We start from the raw sequence: 15,558 nt of genomic DNA, 5'->3' as shown, positions 1-15,558 counted from the left end.
AAGCGCTACACAGCGAGGCTGTGATGATGAACTATTTTCTCCGCCGGCTCCTGCAATCCGCCATCGTCCTTTTGGCGGTCGCCATGCTCGCCTTCCTGATGTTTCGCTACATCGGCGATCCCGTCGCGCAAATGGTCGGGCAGGAGACGACGCTGGCCGAGCGTGCGGCGCTGCGTCAGCAGTTGGGTCTGAACGACCCGGTGCCTGTCCAGTTTGCTCGTTTCGTCCTGCAGGTCTTGCGGGGTGATTTCGGCATATCCTATCAGATGGGCCAGCCGGTGGGGTCGCTCCTTGCCGAGCGGCTGCCCGCCACCCTCGAGCTTAGCGTGATGGCTTTCCTGTTTGCCGCGGTGGCAGGCATCCCGATGGGCATCTATACGGCCCTCTATCCGGCACGCTGGCTGAGCCGCGTCTTTCTCATCGTCTCGCTTGCAGGCATCTCGCTGCCGACTTTTTTCATCGGCATCATGCTCATCCTTCTCTTCGGCGTCGAACTCGCCTGGCTCCCCACCTTTGGGCGCGGTGACACCGTTCACCTCGGCTGGTGGACAACCGGGTTGCTGACCTTGTCCGGATGGAAATCGATCCTGATGCCGGCCTTCACGCTCGCTCTTTTTCAATTGACCTTCATCATGCGGCTCGTCCGCTCCGAAATGATCGACGTGCTGCGGGCGGATTTCATCAAGTTCGCCCGCGCCCGGGGACTGAGCGAGCGGTCGATCAATTTCGGCCATGCGCTCAAGAATACACTCGTGCCGGTGATGACCGTCGCCGGCATGCAGCTGGGTTCCATCATCGCCTTCGGCATCATCACGGAGAGCGTGTTTCAATGGCCCGGTATCGGCCTGCTCTTCCTACAGTCGATATCGACGGCGGACATCCCGGTGATGTCGACCTATCTGCTCATGGTGGCGCTGATCTTCATCGTCATCAATCTCACCGTCGATCTTCTCTATTACGCCGTCGATCCCCGCCTGCGCGTCGACAGTGCCAGCGGGAGAGCATCGCCATGATCGCTCGACGCATGACGGGACTTCTAAGCGGGCTCCGACAGTCGTCCGCATGGCACAAATTCGTCTCTTCGCCGGTGACCGTCGCGGCAGCGATTGTGGCCGGCACCATGATCATCTGCGCTCTGTTTGCCCCGCTCGTTGCTCCGCATGATCCCTTCGACCCGCTGTCGATCGATCTCATGAATTCCCTCATTCCGCCGGTTTGGTCCACCGATGGCAGCTGGAGCTTCATCCTCGGCACCGACGACCAAGGGCGCGACCTGCTCTCCGCAATCATCTACGGGACGCGGATCTCGATGATTGTCGGCTTCGTGTCAGTCAGCCTTGCGGTGCTGATCGGATTGGCTGGCGGACTGGCCGCCGGCTATTTCGGCGGCATCTGCGACGCCGTCGTCATGCGCCTGGTCGATATCCAGATGACGTTTCCGGCGATCATGGTCGCCCTGCTCGTCGACGGCATCAGCCGTGGCATCCTCCCCAAGGATCAGCATGACGCACTCGCCCTGTTCGTCATCGTTCTGTCGCTGGCTCTATCGATCTGGCCGCAGGTCGCCAGAACCGTTCGCGCCTCCACCATGGTCGAGAAGAACAGGGAATATGTGCAGGCCGCGCGCGTCATGGGCTGCTCGTCCCCTGTCATCATTCTGCGCCATGTCATGCCGAATGTGCTGGGACCGGTGCTGGTCATCGCAACGATCAATCTCGGCACCGCCATTCTCGGCGAGGCGACGCTGAGTTTCCTGGGTGTCGGTGTGCCGATAACGGAACCTTCGCTCGGAACCCTCATTCGCATTGGCAACAACTTCCTGTTTTCCGGCGAACGCTGGCTCGTGTTCTTCCCCGGCATCACGCTGGCATTGCTGGTCGTGGCGGTCAATCTGCTTGGCGATTGGCTGCGCGACGTGCTCGATCCGAAACTGCGTTGAAGGCTTCAAGATGACCGCAGAAATCTCAGACAAGCCTCCACTGCTCTCCCTGTCCGGTATCAAGGTCGAATATCCCGCCTGGAACCGCACTTTCGTTGCGGTCGAGAACATAGATCTGGTGGTCTGCCGTGGCGAGATCCTCGGCCTCGTCGGGGAATCCGGCGCTGGAAAAAGCACGATCGGCAGCGCGATCATGGGCCTGCTGGATCAGCCGGGCCGCATCACGGCCGGAACGATAAAACTCGACGGCGAGGTGCTCGATCCATCTGACCAACGGCGCATGCGCGCGATCCGCGGCAGGCGTATTTCGATGATCTTTCAGGATCCGATGACCAGCCTGAACCCGCTCTATACGATCGGGCGGCAGTTGGTGGAAACCATTCGCGCCCACACGCCGATGAGCGCCAAAGTCGCCAAGTCGAAGGCGGCCGAGCTTCTGACTGCCGTCGGCATTTCAGGCGCCGAGACCCGGATGCGGCAATATCCGCATCAGTTTTCAGGCGGCATGCGACAGCGCGTGGTGATCGCGCTCGCTCTCTGCACGGATCCGGATCTGATTATCGCGGACGAACCGACGACGGCCCTGGACGTGTCAGTACAGGCGCAGATCCTTGAGCTGATCAAGCGACTGGCCAGCGAGCGCAATGCCGGCGTCATCCTCGTGACGCACGACATGGGCGTCATCGCCGAGACCACGAACCGCGTCGCCGTGATGTATCGAGGCAACATCGTGGAGACCGGCGAAACGCACCAGATCATCCACGCGCCCCGCCACGATTATACCCGCAGCCTCATCGGCGCCGTGCCGCGTGCCGATATCAAGCTGCATCGCTTCCCTGAGGCCAGCTATGGAAAGACCGAGGCTTCGCGGCCCGCCGGCTTCGACGTCAGCACCCATTGGCTCGGCCGCAAAACGGATGACGCCGTTGAAAAGGCGGACGACCGGCCATTGATCTCCATCGAGAACCTGGGCGTGACCTTCGTCACCCGCCGCGCGCTTCTGGCGCGAGACAGGACCGTTTTCGACGCGGTGAAGGAATTCAATCTCGATATCCGAACAGGCGAGGTTCTGGGGCTGGTGGGTGAGTCCGGCAGCGGCAAATCGACGGTTGCGCGCGTTCTCTCCGGGCTCTGCCGCCCCTCCTCCGGAAGAGTGACTTTCAAGGGCGAGGATCTCACGGCCATCGGCGGGGGCAGCGTGCGCCAGGCCTTTCATCGCCAGATCCAGATGATTTTCCAGGATCCCTACTCCTCGCTCAATCCCAGCATGCGGGTGGACGCGATCGTCGCCGAACCGATCCGGCATCATCGCCTCGCCGCGACAAGCGCCGAGACCCAGGCCATGGTCGCCGACCTCCTCGATCTCGTCGGCCTCGGCAAAGAGGCGGGCCGGAAGTTTCCGCACGAGTTCTCCGGCGGCCAGCGCCAGCGCATCTCCATCGCCCGCGCATTGGCGACGAGACCACGGTTCCTGATTTGCGACGAACCCACCTCGGCGCTCGACGTATCGATACAGGCGCAGATCCTCAATCTCCTGAAAGACCTTCAGGAGACGCTGGGTTTGACGATCCTGTTCATCAGCCACGATCTGCCGGTGGTCCGCCAGATGTGCGACCGGATCGCCGTCATGAATCAGGGGCAGCTGTGCGAAACGGCTTCGGCGAACGACCTCTTCCAGAACCCGCAACACCCCTACACGCAGCAACTCTTGCGCTTGATACCCAGGCTGTGAAAACGGCCGTCGTCATACACGTCTCGCTGTCCGACACTCACATGCGGCCGCGCAGGGCATCGGGATCATAAGGTGATTCCGGGATCACACGCGCCTTGCGCATCTCTCCGAGGATCGGCACCTCGAGCTCCGTGCCGGGATTGCCAAGCTCGACCGGCAGCAGCGCGAAAGCGACATCGCAGCCGAGCGTGTAGGCATAGCCACCGGAGGTGATGCGGCCGGCGAGCTTGCCGTTGTGATAGACGCCTTCATGGATGAGCGAGCTTGCTCCATCCGTGTCGATACTGATGGTGACCGACCGTTGCTTGACGCCCTGCTCTTTCTGCCGGATCAAGGCCTGCTTGCCGATGAACTCGCCCTTGTCGAGGCGAATGAAGCGGTCAAGGCCACTTTCCCAGGCCGTCAACTCCGGGTTCATATCGCGATACATGGCGCGATAGGATTTTTCCAGCCGGAGCGATTCCAGCGCCTGCAGGCCGATCAAGCGCAAGCCGTGCGGTGCGCCCGCCGCCAGCAATGCTTCGAGGAGATGACGCTGATAGCAAAGCGGATGATAAAGCTCCCATCCGAGTTCGCCTTCATAGTTCACGCGCAGCAGCCGGACATCGGTGGCAAGACCGACCGTGCCCGATTTGACCCCGAACCACGGAAATGCCTCGTTGGAGAGATCCATTTCCGTGAGGCCCTGCAACACCTCGCGCGCCTTGGGTCCGACGATCGTAAAGCAACCGCGCTCATTCGTTGCGTTCCGCAATTGCACTGTCCCGTCCTTCGGCAAGAGCTTCGACAGGTCGTCGAAATTCCAGCGCTCGGCGCGAGGTGTCGAAATCAGGTAGAATATGCCGTCCTCGAGACGGGAAACGATGTACTCCGCCTGGACACCGCCGTTCCTGGTCAGATGATGGCTGAGATTGACTCGGCCGACTTTCGGCAGGCGGTTGGCGAGGATGCCGTCGAGCCAGGCCTCGGCGCCCGGACCAGAAATCTCGAATTTCGTCATCGGTGTCATTTCGACGAGGCCGACGGCATTGCGCACCGCATGGACTTCCTCGCCAACATACCTGCCTTTGTCCGTCCAGCGCCAGCTGTTCTGATCCCTGGCCTCGACCCCCTCGGGTGCGAACCAGTTCGGCATTTCCCAACCGTTCAGCACGCCCCAGACGGCACCACGCTTCGTCAGTATGTCGTAAGAGGGAGCTGTCTTTTGCGGGCGGGCTGCCGGCATGTCCTGGCCGGGATAATGCAGCTCGGCATGTGTGCCCCAGCTTTCCCGCACCTTCTGCCGCGTCCATTCCTTGTTGGCATAATCGCCAAAGCGGCGCGGGTCGAGTTCGGAGGTGTCGAGGCTGTTGGCGCCTTCTATGATGCGTTCCGACAGGTAATAGCCAATGGCGCCACCCCAGAGGATACCGCCGGGCACGCCTTCGGCGATCCAGACATTCTCCAGCCCCCAGGCCGGACCTACCAGCGGCAGCTCGTCCGCCGTCATCTGGAACGGGCCACGCACGTTCGCCTTGATGCCCACCCGGCCGAGCGCCGGAACAAGCTCCATGGCGCGTTCCCAGTTCCAGGACACGGAATCGAAATCCTCTTCCAGCAGGTCGGCGCCAAACCATTCCGGAACGCCGTTTTCCGCAAAGAGCTTCAGGTGTTCCGTCTTTTCATAGGGACCGAACATCAGGCCATCGCCCTCCTCGCGCAGATAACCCTCGAAAGCCTCATCACGCAGGATCGGCATTTCCGGCAGTCCCTGGCGCTTGCGCTCCATCACTTCCGGCACCGCATCGGTGATCCAGTATTGATGGACGATCGGGATTGCCGGAATTTCGAGGCCGAGCATGGCGCCCGTCTGGCGCGCATAATTGCCGGTCGCCGAGATGATGTGTTCGCAAATGATTTCGCCATTGTTGGTGAGGATCTTCCACTCGCCGCTCGGCATGCGCTCGAAGCCGCGCACCTCCGTATTGAGATAGATCTTGGCACCGCGATCACGAGCGCCCTTTGCCATCGCCTGCGTCACGTCGGCCGGTGCGATATGCCCGTCATCAGGGTGATAGAGTGCTGCCAGCATGTCGTGATTATTTTCCAGAAGCGGCCAGAGTCGACGGGCTTCCTGCGGTGTCACCAGTTCGGCGCGAATGCCCTGAACGGCGGCAACGCTCATATAGCTCTTGTATTCGTCCAGGCGGTCATGCGTGTTGGCGATGCGCAGCTGCCCGCATTTGTGCCAGCCGACATGCTGGCCGGTCTCCGCTTCCAGCCCCTCGTATATTTCGATCGTCTTCGCGATCATGCGGCCGATATTGATGCTGCGCGCATAGGAGGGAATGAGACCGGCGGCATGCCAGGTGGAGCCGGCGGTCAGCTGCGTGCGTTCCAGAAGTGCGACATCCGTCCAGCCACGTTTGGCAAGACCATAAAGGATGGCGGCACCGACACAACCGCCACCGATGACGACGGCGCGAGCATGAGTTTGCATGGAGAGTTCCCGATTTGATTTCGGGCGAGACTACTGACCACGAATACACTTGTGACGTTGCAAAAAAATGCAGGGGGGCATAACTTCAATTTATGCATAGACTGCGATCACTGGTGCCCTCGGCAAATTATCTCTTCGTCTTCGAGGCGGCAGCACGGCGACGGAGTTTCACTGCCGCTGCCGAGGAACTGAACGTCAGTCAACCGGCCGTCAGCAAGACGATCAAGCTGCTGGAAGAGGCAACGGGGCTAAAACTGTTTCGCCGCGAACACACGCGGCTGGAGCTCACTGCCGAGGGGCAAAGACTCTACAGGGAAACGCAGCAGGCTTTCGACCATCTGCACATGGTCCTGACATCCCTGCGCACGAAGCATTCGAACGACACGGTTCGAGTGTCATTCTCGACCTCCTTCGTGCAGCTTTGGCTTCTGCCGCGTCTCAAGGATTTCAAGGTCAAGCATCCCGATATCGCGCTGCGTATCGAGGAAAGCAGCCGCGACGACCAGGATCTGAATGAAGAGGACATCGATATTTCAGCGCGGCTCGGCGTCGGCAAATGGCCGGGGATCCATGCGTGGCATTTCGTGACGGAGGAGGTCATTCCCGTTTGCAACGCCGACTATCTCAGGGAGCACGGCCCCATCAAAGAACCGGCGGATCTGCTCAAGCATCGGCTTCTGCATTTCGAGGAGCGACATCGCGTTCGGCTCGGCTGGCGTGACTGGCTGCTCCACCATTCCGTCCCCGTCGCCCGTCTCGCCCAGGATTTCGTCTTCACGGACGCGCTCAGCTCGATCGAGGCCGCCGTTCTCGGGCAAGGTATTGCGCTTGGCTGGAAACACCTTGTCCATGATCATGTCCAAGCCGGCCGGTTAGTCTATCCGCTGGACGCGGTCCATCGCTCCGGCCAGTCCATATACCTCGTGATGCCAGCGCAGCGCCCGGCAAAACACGGCGCCATGCTCTTTCGGGATTGGCTACTCGAGCAGGATGCCGACGCGCCCATTTTCGAAACGACCGATATCGCCGCTCCCTGAGCATTGGGCGCGAGGAAACATCCGACGGCCGGGCATTCAATCCGGATCCTTGGTCTGCGGCTGGCCGAATGTATAGTCCGTGATCTTGGGCAGCAGGATTTCCCTTCTATAGCTCGGCGGCTTATCGCCAACGGACGCGCCGGCGTTCAAAATCGCAGCCTGATAATCGTCCCCAAACAGCGCATAGGGATAGGGTGCCTCGATGGCGGTGGCGCTGTCGAGCTCGGACCGGAACTCGGGCGGAATTGTAAAATCCAGCGCGGCAAGATTGTCGTCGAGTTGCGACAGCCGGCTCGCGCCGATAATCGCGGCTGCGACTCCCGGGCGATTGACGCACCAGTTCAGCGCCACCTGCGCCATGCTGTGCCCCAGCTCGCCGGCAATCCTTTCCAGCACGGTGAGGATGCGCGTATTGCGTTCGGTGAACAATCCGAGGCCGCCGCCGGATGCATCTTGCGAAAGCCGCCCCTGCTCCGCCGAACCGGGACGATATTTTCCGGACAGAAGCCCCATGGCGAGCGGGCTCCATGCGGTGATGCCAAGACCAAGCGCATCGGCAAGCGGCATGAATTCGTGCTCGATGCTCCGCTCGACCAGCGAATAGGGCAATTGCAGGCAGATGGGCTGGGTGAGAGCATGCGCCTCGGCCCATGTCTGGGCGCGCGCGGCATACCAGCCGGGCACGTCGGAGAACCCCGCATAGCGGATCTTGCCGGCGCGCACGAGATCGTCGAAGGTTCGCATGACTTCCTCGGCCGGCGTCATGCGGTCCCATGTATGGAGAAGATAAAGGTCGATATAGTCGGTCTTCAGGCGTTTGAGCGAGGCATCGACCGCCTGCAGCATCGCCTTGCGACCGTTGCCGCCGGCGTTGGGATTACCGGGCGAAACATTGTTGGAGAATTTCGTGGCGATGACAACGTCGTCGCGCAAACCCATTTCGGCGACGAAGGCGCCGATAAGTTTTTCGCTCAAACCCCCGGCATAGGAATTGGCGGTATCGATGAAATTGCCGCCGACAGCGATGTAGCGACTGAAGATCGCCCGTGCGGTCGCCTCGTCCGCGCCCCAGTTTCCGCCGATACCGCGAATGCCGCCATTGCCAAAGGTCATCGTGCCCAACGCCAGGCGGCTGACGCGCAGCCCCGAGCGCCCGAGCAGGTAATATTGATCGACAGACATGGTTGACCTCCTGGTCGAAACCGCCTGCGTCACATGCTTCCGACGTAAGGCCGGTGGGCAATGCTTTGCCGGACGTAGTTGATCATCGTGATGAAGTCGAAGACGGGGCGTCCCGTGGCGGCTTGCACCGCATGGGCATAGGGCGGCAGATCGCTGCACTCCAGCAGGATGGAGCGCACCTCGGGGTGCTCTTCCACCAGACGACGGGCAACCTGCGTCACCTCGCGTTCGATCTCCGCTGAATCCAGCGTCCCCTTTTCCTCAAGGATCGCTTTACGAAACTCCGTCTGATCCTCCATGCCGGCGATCGCCAGGGGAATGCTGTCCGGGATGTTGCTAGCCTTGAAATGTCGCGGCGTGAGCCGCGAGGCATTGGCCGTGATGATGCCAACGCTACCGCCGCAAAGCGCGTGCATGAAGGGAACCTGCATCAGGCTGGACAGGAAGACCGGGATATCGAGCGCTGCTGCGACCTCTTCCTGAAAATAGGCCATGAAGCCGCAGGCACCGGTAATGGCCTTGACGCCGCGGCTCTGCAATTCCAGCGCCGCCTCGACGAAAGCCTCCTTCAGGGCGGGATCGCGCTGGTTCAAAAGCCTGTCGATCGACGCTCCGCGCACTTCCTGAAACCGGACGGGATAAGTGTAGGTGGAGGCATTCCCGACATTGCCGGGAACGCAAGGATAGGCCGCATCGAGGATCAGGATGCCGATCTGCTCCCCGTACCATGACTGCGTCTTGCGCGTGACCGTGTAGACCGTCATCGCCGATGTCTCCCTAATATCTGTTCGCGGACAAGCGGGGGAAGATCGCCTCCCCCGCGCATCATGGTCTTACTGCACCAGGCGCGGAGCGCCGGTTTCGCCCGCCGTGCCATCGAGGCCATAAGACTTCAGAATCTTGACGATCGTTCCATCCTTATGCATCGCCTCGATATTGCTATCGAGCGCTTCACCGAATTCCTTCGCTTTCAGCGAATAGGGGAAGCCAGCCTGCGCGGCTTCCTTGGTCGCCTTCACACGCGGATCGGCGGCCGCAACGGCAACCTTGACATCCTTCAACGCGCCCTTCTGCGCGGCGACAACGCCCGTCGAATAGCCGTCGACAGCGACATCGATACGGCCGGCGAACAGATCCTGCTGCATATTGACGGAATTCGGATAGAGCTTCAGCGACGCGCCGAGCAGCGTCTTCAGATCGGAAACCCAGAGATAGCCCTGAACGGTGCCAACCTTTTTGCCTTCGAGATCGGATACCTTCTTGAAGTCCTGCTTCGAATAGATCGCCATCTGGTCGGTGTAGAGCGGCGCGGAAAGGCTCATGACCTTGGCCCGCTCGGCAGTGCGATACCAGTCGCCGGTGGTGATATCAGCCTGGCCGGAAAGAACATACTGGATCGCCGCGGCAGGATCGACGGCAACCGCCTTGACCTTCAGGCATTCGCGCTTGGCGAATTCGGCGGCGATGTCGCCGTCGATCCCCTTCATGCTGCCACTGTCGTCGAGATAGGAATGCGGCGCGTAGGTCGTGACGGCAACCGTCAGCGTGCCGGGCTCGATGGTGGTGAACTTGTGCGGCGGCGTGCAATCGGCGGCATGCGTGATCTGGGCCGACAGGAGCATGCCGGCAATGCCGGACAGAAGGAGATAAGTCTTGGACTTGAATGCGGGCATGCCGGAATTCCTTTCTGTGGAAGGTTAATGTTGAGCATAGAGACTTGCGCGCTTCTCGACGTGGCTGACGAGGAGGGCGGCGGGTATCGAAATGCAGGCATAGAGCGCACCGGCGCAAAGCAGGGCCGGGAAATAGCGGAAGGTGGTGGAGCCGATCTCGTAAGCACGGCTCACGAGTTCCGGCAGGGCAATCGTGAAGCATAGCGACGTGCCCTGGAAAATGAGGATCGAGAAGCCGAGCAGCGCCGGCAGCGCCACGCGCAAACCCTGCGGAAGCAGGACAAAGCGCAACTCGTCGGTCCGGTTGAGGCCGAGCGCCTCGGCGGCCTCTCGCTGGCCGTGCGCGATCGATTGCAGGCTCGCCCGGATGATTTCGCTGGTATAGGCACCAGTGTTCCAGGCAAGCGCGATCACCGCCGCCGCAAAGGACTCGATCGTCAGCCCGACGCTCGGCAAGCCGAAATAGATGAATTGCAGCAGCACCAGCGCCGGCGCACCACGACCCACTTCCACGAGAATGAGCGAAGCGACCCGCAGCGCCCTGCTGCGCGCCAGCACGCCCAAGGCCAGCAAGAGCCCGAAGGGAATGCCAAACAACAGGCTGAGCACGGTGACCTGAAGGCTGATGGAAAGACCACCGAGAAGCTCGGGCATCCAGGAGACGATTTCGTCGTAGCTTGGAAACATCAGCGCGCCACCTTGGATCGGAGATGGGCGTCGGCCAGGCGCGACAGCCAGGCCACCGGCAGGCTCAGAAAAATGTAGAACAGTCCGACGAAGGCGAAGATTTCCAGACCGCGGAACGTTAGCTGCGAAAGCTGGTTGCCTTGGTAGGCGAGTTCCGCCACCCCGATCGTCGAGGCGACGGCCGTCTCTTTCATCAGGCCGATAAGATAGCTTGCCGCCGACGGCAGAGCCACTCTGAAGGCTTGCGGCGCCACGACATCCCGCATCGTAGACCACCGGCCAAGGTCCAGCGCCGCGCAGGCCTCCCATTGACCATGGTGGATCGAGCTCAGAGCACCGCGATAGATTTCCGCCATGTTCGCGGCAGCGATGAGGCCAAGGCCGGCGAGCGCCGCCACGAACGGGCTGATCGGGAAAAGGCTTATCCCGAGACCAAAGAAGATGATGAACAACCAGAGGATCGGCGGGATGGCGCGCACGACCTGGATCGCGACCGAGGCAAGGAGGCGTACCAGGAAAAACCGGCTTCGGCGTGCGGCCAGAAGCGGTATGGCAAGGACGGCGCCGATCGCGAAGGAACCGATGGTCAGGGCGATGGTCCAGGCAAGACCGCGGAGAAACATGAGAAGATCGGCAGCGCTCATCGATCATGCACCGCACGAAGGAAGCGCCGTGTCCGCTCGTGCTGCGGATTGCGCATGACCTCGGCCGACGGACCTTTTTCCACGATCTGGCCATCCGCCATGATCATCACCGTGTCGGATACGTTTTCGGCAAAACCCATCTCGTGGGTCACGACGATCATCGTCATCCCGCTGCTCGCCAGTTCGCGCATGACCGCCAACACCTCGAGCCCCAGTTCCGGATCGAGCGCCGACGTCGGCTCGTCGAACAACATGACCTCTGGATCGAGCGCAAGAGCCCGGGCAATGGCAATCCGCTGCTGCTGTCCGCCCGAGCAGCGACCCGGAAACTGCGCGGCCTTGTCGGTCAACCCGACCCGGCTTAGCAATTGCATCGAGCGCTCGTCCGCTTCCGCCCGACTACGGCCGAGCACCCGTTCCTGCGCGAGGCTGACATTGCGCAGCACCGACATGTGGGGAAAGAGGTTGAACGACTGAAAAACCATGCCGACACGCCGACGCAGGCTCGAAAGCTCGATGCGCGACACCGGCTGCGCCGCATTGATCGTCGTTGGACCTATCGTGATCGTACCGCCGGATGGCGGCTCGAGATAATTGATGCAGCGAAGCAGCGTGCTCTTTCCCGAACCACTGGGGCCAATGATGGCGAGAACCTCGCCCGAGCCAACTTCGAGATTGATCTTGTCCAGGACCGTATGCGTTCCGTAGCGCTTGCTAAGTAAGTGTAGGCCGATGAGGGCCTTTCCGGAGGCATCCTTCATATCCGACGCAGCCCCGCGCCCTCGCTAAAGAAACACGCCAAGCCCTCGCCATTTGCAAACGATATGACCAATGCCACGGACTCCCGCTCAACACGCACGCGCAAGCAGGGCCGGAAGCGACCTGTTCGACGGCGGCATGGATTTTGCTTTTTTTCGGCCGCTTTACGTTTCCGAAACGGCTTAGTTCCCACTTTTATTGCCTGAAGGTTATCATCATGGCCCAGCTGTGGGACTGCAAAAAAAATGCGCGCGCATATAACTTGAGGTTATGAAGTTTGAGTGAATCCGCGTGGTCTTCCGAAGACACTATCGCCTTGAACAAGACCGACCCATCGGCGAAGCCTCAAAAGCACCGCACGTCACGATCCTGTTTTCGACCAGCTCCCCGGACCCAGGCCGAGTGTCGGATAAAGCGCATCTACCGCGACGATGTCACTATGGAGTTCGGCTATCATCCAGTCGCGGACCTGCGTGACGATCGCGCGAGCCGGCTTGTCCCGCAGGCGGACGAGATGGCATTGCCGGCCGGTCGTCATCAGATGCTCGCGCGCCGGCACCAGCGCCTCGGTTCGCAGCCAGTGCGCAACGACATTCAGCCATCCAAGCGCAACGCCCTGCCCGAGAAGCGCTGCCTGCACGACGATGGCATAGTCGGAAAAGATCATCGAGTTGACCGCATCGCCCTCGTTCGCCGGGGAAAACAGGCTCGACCAGTTCGGCTGGGCGTCGCTGAGATTGATGGTGGTGTCGGGGCTCCGCTTTATGTCGTTGCCATCTGGCCCATGGCTTTCCCGATAAGCGGGGCTGCAGATCGGGACCAGAATTTCCGGCATGACGAAAACCGCCTCGTGCCGTTCATCCGAGCCGTTGACGAAGCGCATGCCGAGATCGACGTCGTTGACGGGGCCTGCGAGCGCGCCCATCACGAGCTGGAAGCGCAGGTCGACGGTCGGAAACTGCTTCTTGAATTCCGCCATGCGCGGCATCATCCAATGGGTCGTAAAACCGGTCGAAACCGACAGCGAGACCGTTTGAATGCCGATGCGGCGATCCTCGATTTCGCGCAGCGCGTTCTCGATTCCCGAAAAGCCGCGCGCAATCGCATCGAAGAGTATGCGACCGGATTCGGTCAGGCCGACACCTCCCGGCTGGCGACTGAACAGCGCCGTATCGAGATGTTCCTCCAGACGCGCGATCATCCGGCTGACCGCCGCCGGCGTGACGTTGAGCTCGTCCGCTGCCTTGGAGAAGTTGCCGCAGCGCGCCGCAGCCTCGAAAGTAAAGAGGCCATTCATGGATGGCAGGGACCGGCGCAATTTGTTCATTACATGATGTAACACCTTTCTGAACTTTTTTTCAATTGCGGACATCCCGGTTCTTTGGTCTGTTGCTGATCAAGGAAGGCAAAAGACCTTCAAGGAAAATCGGGGAACAGGATATGCAAACGTGCCGGGCGTGTAGCGTCCCGGCATGGACCACATATCCAGGTTTCTACTCAACAATGAATGCAGCGCGTGTCGGTCCGGCATCAGCGTGTATAGATTTTGCAGTGGAATCAAATGATTGATCTAAAGAACGCTGAGCGTTTGGGCGTTTCCATTCGCGCTGCAAACAAGAGCTATGGAGAATTCCGGGCTCTGGACAATGTCAGCTTGGAAGTGGCCGCGGGCGAATTCGTCTCGATCCTCGGACCGTCCGGGTCGGGAAAGACGACCTTTCTGGGTATTCTGGGAGGCTTTGTGCAGCCCACGTCCGGATCCATCTGGCTCGGCGAACGGGATATTACATTCGAGCCTCCGCACAAACGCAATATCGGCATCGTCTTCCAGAACTACGCGCTCTTTCCGCATATGAGCGTCGCCGAGAACATCACATTTCCGCTGAGAGCACGCCGTCTGCCGAAATCGGACTGGCCAAAGAAGCTCCAGGAAGCCCTCGATATGGTCGAACTGGCCGGATACGGAGAGCGGCGCGTTCATGAACTTTCCGGCGGCCAACGCCAGCGTGTCGCACTCGCCCGCGCCATGATTTTCGAGCCGGGACTGATCCTGATGGACGAGCCGCTTTCCGCGCTCGACAAGCAGCTGCGGGAGACCATGCAGATCGAACTCAAGCGCCTGCACAAGCGGCTGGGCGCAACCATCATCTACGTCACGCACGACCAGCGTGAGGCTCTGACGATGAGCGATCGCGTCGCCATCATGAACAAGGGCCGCTTCGTGCAGGTCGACACCCCGGAGCAGCTTCATGATCATCCGGCGGATTCCTTCGTCGCCCGTTTTATCGGCGAGGCGACGCTGCTGCCGGTCAAGCGTGAAGGCGACGACACCGTAAGGCTGGGCGACACGATCCTGCGCACGTCGCATCGCGTTCCCCAGAACGGCCAGCTGCATCTCGCGGTCCATTCCGAAAAGCTCGTCGTCGCCGATGGCAGCGAACCCTCGGCATCGAACCGACTGACGGGAACGGTGACCGACACGCTTTATCAGGGCGAAAGCATCCGGGTTTTCCTGACGCTGTCATCCGGTGGCGACCTCAGCCTCAGGCTCCCCAGCAATCATGCGGGCCGCGCGCAACTCAAGAAGCCCGGCGACCCGATAGTCGTGGCGCTGCATCCCGAAGACACGATCATCGTGCCGGAAGCGTCCTGAAATCTCGCATTCATTCTTACAGTCAACAAGGAAAGCAGACTATGAAACTCACCGAATTCAAGGTCATGACCTTTGATGTCGTCGGCACTTTGATCGATTTCGAAACGGGTGTCCTGAATGCCGTTCGGACGCTTGGCGGGGAGAAAGCAGCAGCAGCCTCCGATGACGAGATCTTCGAGCCCTACAAGCGCGGTCGGGACAAGTTTTACGGCCGCTCCTCCTTTGCCATGAAGGACGTCTACCTCTCCCTGGCGACGGAATGCGGCTTCGTGAAAGACGCCGCGACCGCGGAGGCCTTTCAGCTTGCGGTCCTGCGCTGGCCGGCCTTCTCGGACTCGGTCGAGGCGCTCGCACGCCTGCGCAAGAATTTCCGGCTGGTGGCGATGACCAATGCGGACCGTACCGCCTTCTCGGCCTATTCGGACACGCTCGGCAATCCGTTCCACGACAGCGTCACCTGCGATGAGACCGGATGCGCCAAGCCCAATCCACAGTTCTTCGCCTTCAACAAGGGCCGCCAATCCGCTTCCGGCTTCAAGCAGTCGGAAATCCTGCACGTTGCCCAGAGCCAGCACCACGATATCGGCGTGGCCAAGGAACTTGGCTACACGACATGCTGGATCGAGCGGCGGCAGGGTCAGAAGGGGTTTGGCGGCACGCCGGAGCCCAAGGTGCTGACGAAGCCGGACTTCCATTTCTCCTCGCTGAAACAGCTTGCCGACGCCGTTGATGCGGAGCTTGCCGCCGGCATTCAGACCGCAAGCGCGGCCTGA

Annotated in this window: 14 protein-coding genes; 6 read left to right on the top strand and 8 right to left on the bottom strand. The window is 60.8% G+C overall.

The features are described 5' to 3' along the window. The first annotated feature begins 23 nt into the window (after positions 1 to 23). From AC1RO0_RS14850 to AC1RO0_RS14840, 3 genes are read left to right on the top strand one after another with little or no spacing between them, the layout of a single operon-like run. Complete coding sequence (locus AC1RO0_RS14850; protein ID WP_498593655.1) at positions 24 to 1,013, top strand: ABC transporter permease; 990 nt, start codon at positions 24 to 26, stop codon at positions 1,011 to 1,013. Next, positions 1,010 to 1,939: an ABC transporter permease gene (locus tag AC1RO0_RS14845; protein ID WP_498593654.1), complete on the top strand. Its 930-nt coding sequence runs from the start codon at positions 1,010 to 1,012 to the stop codon at positions 1,937 to 1,939. Before AC1RO0_RS14850 ends, AC1RO0_RS14845 begins: the two co-directional genes overlap by 4 nt. A 10-nt stretch (positions 1,940 to 1,949) precedes the next feature. Then, positions 1,950 to 3,671 carry a dipeptide ABC transporter ATP-binding protein gene (locus AC1RO0_RS14840; RefSeq protein ID WP_498593653.1) on the top strand — a complete coding sequence of 574 codons (1,722 nt, stop codon included), beginning with the start codon at positions 1,950 to 1,952 and terminating at the stop codon, positions 3,669 to 3,671. A gap of 37 nt (positions 3,672 to 3,708) precedes the next feature. On the opposite strand, the gene AC1RO0_RS14835 is transcribed toward AC1RO0_RS14840, so the two are convergent. Beyond that, entirely contained in the window at positions 3,709 to 6,150 is a 2,442-nt protein-coding gene (locus AC1RO0_RS14835) for a GcvT family protein (RefSeq protein ID WP_498593652.1), read from the bottom strand. Between the two features lie 92 nt (positions 6,151 to 6,242). Between AC1RO0_RS14835 and AC1RO0_RS14830 the strand changes: the two genes are divergently transcribed. Next, complete coding sequence (locus AC1RO0_RS14830) at positions 6,243 to 7,187, top strand: LysR substrate-binding domain-containing protein (RefSeq protein WP_498593651.1); 945 nt, start codon at positions 6,243 to 6,245, stop codon at positions 7,185 to 7,187. Positions 7,188 to 7,223: 36 nt separating this feature from the next. On the opposite strand, the gene AC1RO0_RS14825 is transcribed toward AC1RO0_RS14830, so the two are convergent. The 7 genes from AC1RO0_RS14825 to AC1RO0_RS14795 form a co-directional block, all read right to left on the bottom strand. Further along, positions 7,224 to 8,369, bottom strand: a complete 1,146-nt coding sequence (locus AC1RO0_RS14825) for an aldo/keto reductase (protein WP_498593650.1) — start codon at positions 8,367 to 8,369, stop codon at positions 7,224 to 7,226. Positions 8,370 to 8,398: 29 nt separating this feature from the next. Beyond that, positions 8,399 to 9,133, bottom strand: a complete 735-nt coding sequence (locus AC1RO0_RS14820) for an aspartate/glutamate racemase family protein (protein WP_498593649.1) — start codon at positions 9,131 to 9,133, stop codon at positions 8,399 to 8,401. 69 nt (positions 9,134 to 9,202) lie between these two features. After that, positions 9,203 to 10,042, bottom strand: coding sequence for an ABC transporter substrate-binding protein (locus AC1RO0_RS14815; protein WP_498593648.1), 840 nt, complete (start codon positions 10,040 to 10,042; stop codon positions 9,203 to 9,205). A gap of 24 nt (positions 10,043 to 10,066) precedes the next feature. Beyond that, entirely contained in the window at positions 10,067 to 10,729 is a 663-nt protein-coding gene (locus tag AC1RO0_RS14810; RefSeq protein WP_498593647.1) for an amino acid ABC transporter permease, read from the bottom strand. Continuing rightward, complete coding sequence (locus AC1RO0_RS14805; protein ID WP_498593646.1) at positions 10,729 to 11,373, bottom strand: amino acid ABC transporter permease; 645 nt, start codon at positions 11,371 to 11,373, stop codon at positions 10,729 to 10,731. Before AC1RO0_RS14805 ends, AC1RO0_RS14810 begins: the two co-directional genes overlap by 1 nt. Further along, positions 11,370 to 12,134 carry an amino acid ABC transporter ATP-binding protein gene (locus AC1RO0_RS14800; RefSeq protein ID WP_498593645.1) on the bottom strand — a complete coding sequence of 255 codons (765 nt, stop codon included), beginning with the start codon at positions 12,132 to 12,134 and terminating at the stop codon, positions 11,370 to 11,372. Before AC1RO0_RS14800 ends, AC1RO0_RS14805 begins: the two co-directional genes overlap by 4 nt. Before the next feature lie 359 nt (positions 12,135 to 12,493). Next, a complete protein-coding gene (locus AC1RO0_RS14795; RefSeq protein ID WP_498593644.1) occupies positions 12,494 to 13,459 on the bottom strand; it encodes a LysR family transcriptional regulator in 966 nt (321 codons plus the stop codon). Between the two features lie 234 nt (positions 13,460 to 13,693). Between AC1RO0_RS14795 and AC1RO0_RS14790 the strand changes: the two genes are divergently transcribed. Both AC1RO0_RS14790 and AC1RO0_RS14785 read left to right on the top strand, forming a co-directional pair. Then, entirely contained in the window at positions 13,694 to 14,785 is a 1,092-nt protein-coding gene (locus AC1RO0_RS14790; protein ID WP_498593643.1) for an ABC transporter ATP-binding protein, read from the top strand. A 41-nt stretch (positions 14,786 to 14,826) separates the two neighbouring features. Beyond that, entirely contained in the window at positions 14,827 to 15,558 is a 732-nt protein-coding gene (locus AC1RO0_RS14785; RefSeq protein ID WP_498593642.1) for an HAD-IA family hydrolase, read from the top strand.

The organism is Rhizobium sp. GW821-FHT14E12 (genome assembly GCF_058803745.1).
The sequence above is the reverse complement of the archived record's forward strand: the minus strand, read 5'-3'. Positions and strand labels throughout refer to the sequence as shown.